The sequence below is a fragment of the Thermostichus sp. MS-CIW-41 genome (assembly GCF_054058915.1).
The window spans coordinates 1-9,442 of sequence record NZ_JBSSBO010000074.1 but is presented as its reverse complement, the minus strand read 5'-3'; the positions used below and the strand labels follow the sequence as shown (position 1 = coordinate 9,442).

12 protein-coding genes and 1 other RNA gene are annotated in these 9,442 nt (G+C 56.9%); 10 read left to right on the top strand and 3 right to left on the bottom strand.

What is annotated here, in order from left to right; translation table 11 throughout:
* Positions 1 to 101 precede the first annotated feature (101 nt).
* The 5 genes from ACVWXE_RS13930 to ACVWXE_RS13910 all read left to right on the top strand — a co-directional run bounded on the left by ACVWXE_RS13930 (position 102) and on the right by ACVWXE_RS13910 (position 3,865).
* Positions 102 to 1,280: a tetratricopeptide repeat protein gene (locus ACVWXE_RS13930; RefSeq protein WP_457490600.1), complete on the top strand. Its 1,179-nt coding sequence runs from the start codon at positions 102 to 104 to the stop codon at positions 1,278 to 1,280.
* Between the two features lie 438 nt (positions 1,281 to 1,718).
* A complete protein-coding gene (locus ACVWXE_RS13925) occupies positions 1,719 to 1,844 on the top strand; it encodes a hypothetical protein (RefSeq protein ID WP_457490599.1) in 126 nt (41 codons plus the stop codon).
* Complete coding sequence (locus ACVWXE_RS13920) at positions 1,834 to 2,601, top strand: RNA polymerase sigma factor SigF (RefSeq protein ID WP_041436760.1); 768 nt, start codon at positions 1,834 to 1,836, stop codon at positions 2,599 to 2,601. The genes ACVWXE_RS13925 and ACVWXE_RS13920 overlap by 11 nt, the downstream gene beginning before the upstream one ends.
* A gap of 367 nt (positions 2,602 to 2,968) precedes the next feature.
* Positions 2,969 to 3,355 carry an SAM-dependent methyltransferase gene (locus ACVWXE_RS13915; protein ID WP_457490598.1) on the top strand — a complete coding sequence of 129 codons (387 nt, stop codon included), beginning with the start codon at positions 2,969 to 2,971 and terminating at the stop codon, positions 3,353 to 3,355.
* A gap of 282 nt (positions 3,356 to 3,637) precedes the next feature.
* On the top strand, positions 3,638 to 3,865 hold the full coding sequence (locus ACVWXE_RS13910) for a hypothetical protein (protein ID WP_457404397.1): 228 nt from the start codon (positions 3,638 to 3,640) through the stop codon (positions 3,863 to 3,865).
* Here the strand turns inward: ACVWXE_RS13910 and ACVWXE_RS13905 are convergent.
* Positions 3,862 to 4,275: a VOC family protein gene (locus ACVWXE_RS13905; protein WP_414342826.1), complete on the bottom strand. Its 414-nt coding sequence runs from the start codon at positions 4,273 to 4,275 to the stop codon at positions 3,862 to 3,864. The two genes, ACVWXE_RS13910 and ACVWXE_RS13905, sit on opposite strands and share 4 nt — an antisense overlap.
* A gap of 456 nt (positions 4,276 to 4,731) precedes the next feature.
* Between ACVWXE_RS13905 and ACVWXE_RS13900 the strand changes: the two genes are divergently transcribed.
* From ACVWXE_RS13900 to ACVWXE_RS13885, 4 genes are all read left to right on the top strand, one after another.
* Positions 4,732 to 5,760, top strand: coding sequence for a rod shape-determining protein (locus ACVWXE_RS13900; protein WP_011434052.1), 1,029 nt, complete (start codon positions 4,732 to 4,734; stop codon positions 5,758 to 5,760).
* A 59-nt stretch (positions 5,761 to 5,819) separates the two neighbouring features.
* Complete coding sequence (mreC, locus tag ACVWXE_RS13895) at positions 5,820 to 6,572, top strand: rod shape-determining protein MreC (protein ID WP_414342829.1); 753 nt, start codon at positions 5,820 to 5,822, stop codon at positions 6,570 to 6,572.
* Positions 6,550 to 7,194, top strand: a complete 645-nt coding sequence (mreD, locus tag ACVWXE_RS13890; RefSeq protein WP_457490597.1) for a rod shape-determining protein MreD — start codon at positions 6,550 to 6,552, stop codon at positions 7,192 to 7,194. Before mreC ends, mreD begins: the two co-directional genes overlap by 23 nt.
* Before the next feature lie 394 nt (positions 7,195 to 7,588).
* The gene (locus tag ACVWXE_RS13885) at positions 7,589 to 7,816 is read left to right on the top strand and encodes an indolepyruvate ferredoxin oxidoreductase subunit alpha (protein ID WP_011434056.1); all 228 of its coding nucleotides are present in this window, start codon (positions 7,589 to 7,591) and stop codon (positions 7,814 to 7,816) included.
* Positions 7,817 to 8,102: 286 nt separating this feature from the next.
* Here the strand turns inward: ACVWXE_RS13885 and ACVWXE_RS13880 are convergent, their stop codons facing one another.
* Entirely contained in the window at positions 8,103 to 8,627 is a 525-nt protein-coding gene (locus ACVWXE_RS13880; protein ID WP_457490596.1) for a YIP1 family protein, read from the bottom strand.
* 86 nt (positions 8,628 to 8,713) lie between these two features.
* Here ACVWXE_RS13880 and ssrS point away from each other — a divergent pair.
* Positions 8,714 to 8,900, top strand: a non-coding RNA gene (gene ssrS, locus ACVWXE_RS13875) — 6S RNA.
* Between the two features lie 65 nt (positions 8,901 to 8,965).
* On the opposite strand, the gene ACVWXE_RS13870 is transcribed toward ssrS, so the two are convergent.
* The gene (locus tag ACVWXE_RS13870; protein ID WP_457490595.1) at positions 8,966 to 9,160 is read right to left on the bottom strand and encodes an IS630 transposase-related protein; all 195 of its coding nucleotides are present in this window, start codon (positions 9,158 to 9,160) and stop codon (positions 8,966 to 8,968) included.
* Positions 9,161 to 9,442 lie beyond the last annotated feature (282 nt).

Below are 9,442 nucleotides of genomic sequence, written 5' to 3'. Positions count from 1 at the left end.
CCGTCCCGCTAACGCGAATGGAAACAAACAGAATGCTATCGCTGCATAGTTGAACAGTGATGTTCAGCAGTGTTCAGCGTAAATGTATCAGGAAGTGGGTCATGCCGTTTGTGATTGCCCCGACCGACGTGGGCGTGCTGGTGCTGGGGGCGAGCCTGTTGCTTTTGGCCGGGGGTTGGGCCTGGTGGCTGCGGCGGCAGAAGCGTGCTGCCTCCCCAGAATCTACAGCCGTTTCGCCGGCCCCGGCGGTTGACCCATCTGCCCTTTCGGCGGAACAGGCGGCTCAACTACAGCCCTTCGAGCAGGCGGTGGGAGATCAGCCGCAGGATCCCATTGCCTGGTACAACCGCGCCACCACCCTCGACCACCTGGGGCAAGCCCAAGCTGCCCTGGCCAGCTACGACCGCGCCCTGGAGCTGAAGCCGGATTTCCCCGAAGCCTGGAACAACCGTGGTTCTCTGCTGGACGATCTCGGTCGCCATCAAGAAGCTCTGGCCAGCTATGAGCGGGCTCTGCGGCTGAAACCGGATTTTTTTGAGGCCCGCTTTAACCAGGCCAACACGCTGCGGCAATTGGGCCGCTACGAAGAAGCCCTACGTGCCTACGAACGGGCCCTTGCCCTCAGCCCCCACAGCCCGGAAACGTGGTACCTGCACGGGCTAACCTTAGCCTCTCTGGGACGGTGGCAGGGATCCCTAATCAGCTACGAGAAAGCCCTCGCCATCAACCCCGTCAATGCCCAAGTTTGGCAGAGTCGGGGCCTGGCTCTGTTTCACCTAGAGCGCTACGTCGATGCTCTGGCCAGCTACGAACGAGCCCTGCAACTGGGCTCCGAATCGGCCTCTCTCTGGGCCGGCCATGCCCTTGCCCACCACCGCCTCGGCAACCCGATGGAGGCCCTCAACAGCTATGACCGTGCCCTGGCGCAAGATCCCAAACGCCCTCAGATCTGGGTGCAGCGCGGCCTGGTGCTGATGGACTTGAACCTCTACGAGCTGGCCATCCAGAGTTTTGATCGGGCCCTGCAGATGGATCCCAGCAATGCCGAGGCTCACTACGCCAAAGCCTGCTGCTACGCCTGGGAAGGCCAAGTGCCTCAGGCCCTACAAGCTTTGGAGCAAGCCCTACGCCTGGAGCCGGAACGCTACCGCCCCTTGCTCTCCTCTGAGCCCTATTTCGACCTCATTCGCGAGGAGCCGAGTTTTGCATCCTTTTTGGCAGCCCTTGCCGGCACGGATCCCCCCAAGAACCCCCCGCCGCTGTCACGAACAGCCTCTTGACGTTCTCACCTCCCAGAAGGAGAGGAGAGGCTGGAATGCACAGGCTGTTTCACCGCCAACCTGACCCAATCACCAATAACCACGAGAGCACGCCAACAACAGAAATCCGGCAATTTCGTTGGGTCTTACGGGAAAATTGCGCTCTTTTGCCGAGGAAACCCGCCGATTTTCCGTGGAGATGCTGTTGCTTGGGTCAAGAAACCTGGTCAAACTAAGAACGTTCCAGCTCTTGGCAAATCTCAACAGTGTCCGGTTGTGCTTCTAACGCCATCCCTGTAGCCCTGTAGCACCTGCTTGCGCAGGGTCTGGCTGGGCAAAAGCGTCTCTTGACTGGATGGGTGTTGGTTATGGGTGGGATCCTCAGCCTTTGAATGGTTTTCCAGTTCCTTAAGTGCTGGTTCTACAGTTATTTTCGGCAAATCGGTAAAGTGGTTGTCTATGATAACGGCCCCTCGCCTGACCTCTCCCAAGAACTCCGTCTCCCTGAGGCGACCGGCGGCCCTCCCCTCCATTGCCTTTGGCCAAGACCGGATTCCCAGCCGCATGTGGATCTATGGCATCTAGTGAGGATGTTAAAGCCCGAACTGCCGAACTGTTGCGGCTGTACCACCAGAATCGCGATCCAGCCCTGCGCAACCGGCTGGTGGAAATGAACTTGGGCTTGGTGCGCAAAGAGGCCCACCACTGGCGCAACCAATGCAATGAGGGGTACGACGACCTGGTGCAAGTTGGCTGTTTGGGTTTGATTCAAGCTATCGAACGCTTTGACATCAGCCGAGGCCTGGCTTTTAGCTCCTTTGCCCTGCCCTACATTCGCGGAGAAATTCAACACTACCTGCGGGACAAAAGCCCCACCATGCGGATCCCACGCCGCTGGACGACCCTGCAAAGACAAGCCAAGAAGGTGATTGCCCGTCTGCGGCAAGAGTTGGGCCGTTCTCCCTCTGAGGCCGAGGTGAGGGAAGCCCTGCAACTGACGGAGCAGGAATGGCGAGAGCTGGAGCTGGCCCAACAAAACAGCCTTTTGCTCAGCCTGGATGCTCCGATTCAAACTGAGGAAGACAGTGTTGCTCTGGGGGAGGTCGTTCCGGATCAGCGCTACCGCAGTTTTCAACTGGCTGAAGAAGATCGTATTCGCCTACAACATGCCTTGGCTCAGCTGGAGGAACGTACCCGCAAGATTTTGGAATTTGTCTTCTTCTATGACCTCACGCAAAAAGAAACGGCAGAGCGGCTAGGGATCAGTGCCGTTACCGTTTCCCGCCAAGTCAAAAAGGGGCTGGAACGCCTGGCTAAGTTGTTGAATCAAGATATTTTTTGAGATACAGCCCGTTACAAATTAAGGGATATAAAAGGGTATAAAAATCGTGTTTCCGAGGCTTGACCCCAGTGAGGTTTAGAACAAGCAGGTTCATAGTCATTCCAGACTCGATTGAGATACTCCCGCCGCTGCCCAGACGCTCCGCGCCGCTTCCCCCAGCCCCTCCAGAGGGAGAGGGGAGTTAGAGAGCAATGGAACGGAGATGTTTCATTCCTGTTGAAAATGACCATACAGGTGTATCCCATAACCCCTTAGTAGACTGTACTTGAGCCGACGCAATTGGCGGTGACTTTCCACCCAGTAGAACGGCAGGGGCTCTGTACTGCGACAGGTTGATAGACTGATAGGAAATTGATGAGAATATTTGATGAACAGAGAAAACCGCTCTTCTCGGAATCAACCCTTGGTGCCCCGCGGTTTCAAACCTAAGCTGGGTCAGAACTCGGTGGGCAGGGATCCCTTCTTCCAATGCCAGCCCAACCTGCAAAGTCCAGAGGGAATCCGCTTGGCCCCCTATGTGCGCACCTTGCCCTTGGTTGTGGATGCCATGCTGGATTTGGCCCAGGTGGGGAGCGAGGATACTCTCTACGACTTGGGCTGTGGGGATGGCCGCATTCTCATCCGGGCGGCACAGCGCTTTGGCACGCGGGGCGTGGGGGTGGATATCGACCCGGAGCGCATCCTGGAAGCCCAACAGCGGGCCCAAGAAGCCCAAGTTCAGGATCGAGTTACTTTTCTGATACATTTACGCTGAACACTGCTGAACATCACTGTTCAACTATGCAGCGATAGCATTCTGTTTGTTTCCATTCGCGTTAGCGGGACGGAGTCCAAACAGAATGGCGGTATCCCGCAAAGCTTTGAGTAGAATACCCAAAGCGCAGTTTCCGTGTCGTCTTACCACCAATTTTCTGCTTTGCTTTGGCTACCATGTTGGCAGACTCGAAAGTAAACAGAAAGATCAACTGGTAGTAATCCGTACTGAACATATTATACATTATTTTCAGTATAGTTGAGCTTATTATTGACTAGAGTCATGCTCCAGCAGGATCTGCTCACTCTGGACTTAACCCCGGCGACGGTGGTGAGCTGCTATTTGCTGCCCCGCTCCCACCTGCTGATCCGAGACAAGCTGCGCTCCCAGCTTCGGCCCGGCGCTCGTCTGGTCACCCACTCCTTCGACATGGGAGATTGGCTCCCCACCGCCACCACCACTGTATCGGATGTTATCAACACCTACACCATCTATCTCTGGCGAATCTAACCCTGGGGATCCCAGGCCGTCGCTTCCTCAAAAGCAGCAGAGGGCTGGTGCAGCACAATCCGGTTGCCATCGGGATCCCGAAAATCCACCTCCTGTCCATGAAAGGCTTGCCGCAGGGGGGAAATGGAGAGCTGATAAGCTCCCGCCAACCCTTCCAGTGTTGTCAGGGATCCCTGTAAATCTTGCACCTGCAGGCAGAGGCTCACCGCTGCGGCTTGGGCACCACCATCGAGATGACGGCTGCGATAGAGGCCCAGCCGCAACCCCGGCAGACGAAACTCTACGTACACCGGATCCCCCTCTGTCGGGAGCTGGACTTGGGGAGAGATCCCCAAGAGATCCCGATAGAAGCGTTGTAGACGAGGCAAGTCCAGGGTAGCCACGCTAACCAAGGCACCAGAGAGCTGCATCGCAACCGCCAAAAGACCGGGTTGGTCTATCTTAGCTAAACTGCCGAGAAGCTCCGCGCTGTACCCGCAGGGTGAGCGTCGGGAGGATGTCACTCAGCTCCAACACCACGCGAGTCTGGGTGGCGATGTCGGATCCACCGTCTTGCCCTCCGGATCCAGGGCCAATGTGCCCGAGATGTAGAGGGTATTTTGCCCACCTTCACGCCGGGAGAATAGGGGGCGATGGCCGGATAGCCGGCTGGAGCAATGGCAACCTTAGGCACGAGGGATCCCGAATCACAACAGGATTGCACCTTAGCGGCGAATTCGATCTTCCACAGCTGGCTGGGATACAGCCATAGCCGGTTTCTCTGGAGCAGATTCCCACTCTTCGGGGGAGATTCTCTTGCAGAACTAGACTATAGTAGGTACCAAAGCTTGCTGCTTCTTCCCAAATCAAGACTGGAGCGACTTACCGTGGGGTTCTTCAGCCGATTTTCCCGTGATATGGGCATTGATTTGGGCACTGCCAACACGCTGGTCTACGTGGCCGGGCGAGGCATTGTCCTGCAAGAGCCCTCTGTGGTCGCCATCGACCAAAACACCAAGCAACCCCTGGCTGTGGGGGAAGATGCCAAAAAAATGTTGGGCCGTACCCCCGGCAACATTGTAGCGGTGCGTCCTCTGCGAGATGGGGTGATTGCCGATTTCGACACGGCGGAGATGATGCTAAAACACTTCATCCACCGCGTACACGAGGGCCGGTACCTCATTGCTCCCCGCATTGTGATTGGGATCCCCAGCGGCGTGACCGGAGTGGAGCGACGGGCGGTGATGGAAGCCGCTCTCCAAGCTGGGTCGCGGGAGGTGTATTTGGTGGATGAGCCGGTGGCAGCAGCAATCGGGGCCGGGCTGCCGGTGCAAGAGCCCACTGGGAACATGATCATCGACATTGGCGGCGGCACCACTGAGGTAGCCGTCCTCAGTTTGCAGGGGATCGTGCTGAGCGAGTCGGTGCGGGTAGCGGGAGATGAGCTGAGCGAGGCCATCGCCCAGTACATGAAAAAGGTTCACAACCTCACCATCGGGGAGCGCACCGCTGAAGAGATCAAGATTCGGATTGGCTCCGCCTACCCAATTCAAGAGGAACTGACCATGGAAGTGCGCGGGTTACACCTGCTCTCGGGTTTACCCCGTACCGTCACGGTGAAGAGCACCGAAATTCGCGAGAGCATGGCCGAGCCCCTCTCGGTGATTGTGGAAGCCATTAAGCGCACCCTGGAGCGCACTCCACCGGAATTGGCTGCCGACATCATCGACCGAGGCATCATGCTGGCCGGGGGAGGAGCCTTGCTCAAGGGTCTGGATGCCCTGATCAGCCATGAAACCGGGATCTTGGTTCACATTGCCCCGGATCCCCTCAGTTGTGTGGTGCTGGGTACAGGGCGAGTTCTGGAGGATTTCAAAACCTTGGGTCGAGTGTTGAGCGGCAGCTTCAAGGGCTAGAGGAGTTTCTTCCCATCCCTGATCTAAGGTGTGAGTCGAGTGGGTCGGAGAGGTATTGCTTGAATCGGCTACGCCAATGGTGGAGGCGCCATAGCCTGGGGTTGCTCCTGTCTGCTTTGGCGATGGGGGCGGCGCTGGGCTTGCGCCAAACCCAGGGATCCCTGTTGGTGGAATTGTACAGTTGGATCACTGCTCCAGCCCGTCCGCCTGTGGATCCTGCTGCGGTGCTCAGCCAGGCCGCTAACCGTGAGCTGCAAGCCCTGGTAGCCGAGTTGCAGTACCAAAACCGCGAGCTGAAGCGACTGCTGCAATTTACCGAGCAAATGCCCCAAGCGGGGATCCCAGCAGCCGTGGTGGGTCGCAGCGCCGATCACTGGTGGCAACAGCTCACCCTCAGCCGCGGCAGCCGGCATGGAGTCAGGGTGGGAGATGTAGTCATGGCGCCGGGAGGGTTGATCGGGCGAGTCGAGTCGGTCACGCCCAACACCAGCCGAGTGCTCCTGATCAGCGATCCCACCAGCCGTGTCGGGGTAATGCTGAGTCGCAGCCGACACATGGGCATCCTGAGGGGTACGGGCACCCAGAGTGCCATTTTGGATTTTTTCGACAAGGCCCCCAAAGTAGAGGTGGGGGATGTTGTGGTGACCTCGGGCCTGAGCAGCTTTTACCCAGCCGGGGTGGTGGTGGGAACGGTTCGAGCGGTCAACTTGGATGCCAGCCCTGCCCCTCAAGCCACTGTCGAACTGTCGGCGCCGCTGGGTCTCTTGGAATGGGCCTTGATCTACCGCTATGCTCAACCCTCTGATTCCTAAGCTTAAGTCTCACCTTAACTGGCTGGTGACTGTCCTGTCGGGATTGCTGGCAGCAGTGGCCCCTTGGTGGCGAGGGCCGGGCTTGGAGCTAGCAGGCTTAACCCCAGATTGGCCCTTGATCTGGGTGGTGTGCTGGAGTGTGCGGCGCAAAGCTTGGCAGGGGGCTGTTGCCGGGGTCACCCTGGGTTTTCTGCAAGATGCGCTGACCAGCCCTTGTCCTACCCATGCGCTGGGGCTGGCTGTAGTTGGGATCCTCACCGCCAAGTTGCAAAAACAACGCTACATGCAAGAAGACTTTATCTCGGTGGCCTTGATCGTTTTTGGTATGGTGGTGATCGCCGAAACCTTGATGGCACTGCAATGGATGTGGCTTGCCGCCTCCCAGGGATCCGAGGGCCTGGATCCGGCGGGAATGCAAACTTTGCTGGATGGATTGGGGAACTCCCTTCACTCTTTCGGCAGCATCGGCGGCGACGGTTCGCGTTCTCTGGAGAGCATCTGGTGGAACCATCAACGCAATGCCCTCACGTCTGCTATTTTAAGTAGCCTCTGGGCACCTGCTTTGTACTGGCCCCTCAGCCGTTGGTGGCAATCTCAAGAGCGGGATCCCAGAGAGATTTAGCCCCTGTTTTATGCCAAATCATCCTATCTTTCGGTTAAAACCCAGGTCACAGCAGAGTATGTCCCTTGGCATTTTTGGCAAGAAAGAACTCTCGAGGCGGCGGGAGCCGGTTTGCCGACTGTCTCTGACCTCCCACATGTTGGCGCTGTGCTGAGAGGCCCCAGACAAAGTCAGAAAAAGCGACAATCCGGAAAATTCTTCGTTGGGGAGCAATTTTGGCCTAAAATGAACCCCAGGACTGGGATATAAGCCCCATCTTTTTCAGACAGCTTTGGGCTAATGTCGCGCATCTCAATCAAAAAGTCAAAAGCATAGGAAGCGCAGGCGACGTCAAGGCTGACCTTGTGGCAACTGCACTTAGGATTTGACTTAGAGCGTTCATTGGGAGGGATCCATGCCGCATACAATTGTCACCGATATCTGTGAAGGTGTGGCCGACTGTGTAGAGGCTTGCCCTGTTGCCTGCATCCACCCCGGCGATACCAAAAATGCCAAAGGCACCGACTACTTTTGGATTGAGTTTTCCACCTGCATCGACTGTGGCATCTGTTTACAGGTCTGCCCCGTAGAAGGCGCTATTCTGCCGGAGGAAAAGCCGCATCTGCAGCGAGTGCCCCGCTAATTCCAGGGAAGCATCCCTGGCCACACGCCGGGATTCAACGAGAATTACAATCATTTCAATTCCAACCAGGACGCTGCACCCACACCTAGAACGTTAGTCGCGTCTTCGCGTCGTCGTGTCAGCGTTGCGGAGCAATAGCGTTGCGGTTCCCGTCAGGGTGCCGTAGGCATAGCAATAGCGTTGCGGAGCAACAATACGCAGAACCGGAAGGCTTTTCAAGGACTCCGTCCCGCTGACGCGATCAGTAGCCTAGGCGTCTCACCCTAACCTGAAACAACTATAAGCTTTAGCCCAAGGAAGCCAGAGCAACGACGCCGCTGGTCAGCCAGCTCAGGGCCAAGATCCCCCCCAGGAAAGCCAATGGGATCAGGCCCAGCAGCCGCCACCACTCCAAATCCAGCGCTACAGCTACTGCCCGCACCTGCCAAACCACAAACCACAGCAGAGCTGACAAGCCCAGCAGGGATCCCACCACCCCACCCAACGATTGAGCAGGCCCCAGCAGCAGCCACGGCAAACCGGCAAACCCCGTCAAGCACAGCAGCGCTGAAAAGGAAGGGACAGCCCGACCCAAACAAAAGGCCAGCAATTGCAACAAAGCCGCCAAACCCACCCAGCCCAGGGATCCCATCAGCACCGCCAGCACCATGCTCGGCAGGCTTACCCCAGAGCGGCGAATCGCATCCAGGACGTTGAGCAGCCCCACCACCCCAAAGGCTTGCCAGAGAACAGGCTGTTCCCGCAACGCCCGAAAGGTGCGCTCCGGCAGAAACCAAGCGCCATAGATGTTGTCTAACCAGGAACCAAGCATGGCCAGCAACCCGTCAAGCTGTCTTTTATCCTAGCCCTTGGTGAGCACTTGACGGGCACACCCCAAAAATGGGGTATGATTGGGAGAGGATTCTGCGGCGTTGGTGACTGCCGTTATGTTTTTGCGATCTATACCCTTCGACAATTAGGATGGGAAGTGGATGTGAGAGCAGTAGGCCAAACTTGATTTGGAAACTATCGACAATCATCCCCGGTATCCTATACTGGATTTTCCAGGTCGAAAACCACGGTAAAACGGCGCAACAGTATCCTCAAAAAAGCCCTCGAAAGGGGGCCTTTTTGTTGTTTGGATATTGTCGGATATTGTCAATGCTGCAGTTAATGGGTATTGCTCTGGCGCTGGGCTCCATCCTTTAGTCGAGCTTCTGGGCACTGGTCTACGTCTTGCTGCAGGGCAGCCAAGTCTGTCTTTCGCTTGCGGGTCTTGACTTTTGTTGTCGTGAGGTCTGCTCGGCTCAGCCAGCGACAAACGGTTGCACAAGTGACATAACTCCCGCACTCATGCTGACGCAAAGTGCTCCGCGCCGCTAAAGCGAGAGAGTGCGAGCTTCAAGGACTCCGTCCCGCTGACGCGAAAAGGACGGGATGCCCCACCGCCCTGTGCTTGATATCTGTAGCAGCTGCTGTTTTTATCATCGTTTATTTCAGCGGTTCTAGGTTCACGGCAGGTTGACAGCAGCTACGGTTTTTGTTGCCGCCGATCTAGGTTGTGTTGATCTTTCATTTGAGCCAAAAGAGAGCACTGACGAGATAGAGAAAACTCAAGAAGTTCCTGGCCAATTTGTCAAAACGAGA

Excerpts from the sequence above, each read along its gene's own strand:
- ACVWXE_RS13930 (WP_457490600.1), top strand. The coding sequence starts at position 102 with ATGCCGTTTGTGATTGCCCCGACCGACGTGGGCGTGCTGGTGCTGGGG.
- ACVWXE_RS13925 (WP_457490599.1), top strand. The coding sequence starts at position 1,719 with ATGATAACGGCCCCTCGCCTGACCTCTCCCAAGAACTCCGTCTCCCTG.
- ACVWXE_RS13920 (WP_041436760.1), top strand. The coding sequence starts at position 1,834 with ATGGCATCTAGTGAGGATGTTAAAGCCCGAACTGCCGAACTGTTGCGG.
- ACVWXE_RS13915 (WP_457490598.1), top strand. The coding sequence starts at position 2,969 with ATGAACAGAGAAAACCGCTCTTCTCGGAATCAACCCTTGGTGCCCCGC.
- ACVWXE_RS13910 (WP_457404397.1), top strand. The coding sequence starts at position 3,638 with ATGCTCCAGCAGGATCTGCTCACTCTGGACTTAACCCCGGCGACGGTG.
- ACVWXE_RS13905 (WP_414342826.1), bottom strand. The coding sequence starts at position 4,275 with ATGCAGCTCTCTGGTGCCTTGGTTAGCGTGGCTACCCTGGACTTGCCT.
- mreD (WP_457490597.1), top strand. The coding sequence starts at position 6,550 with ATGCTCAACCCTCTGATTCCTAAGCTTAAGTCTCACCTTAACTGGCTG.
- ACVWXE_RS13885 (WP_011434056.1), top strand. The coding sequence starts at position 7,589 with ATGCCGCATACAATTGTCACCGATATCTGTGAAGGTGTGGCCGACTGT.
- ACVWXE_RS13880 (WP_457490596.1), bottom strand. The coding sequence starts at position 8,627 with ATGCTTGGTTCCTGGTTAGACAACATCTATGGCGCTTGGTTTCTGCCG.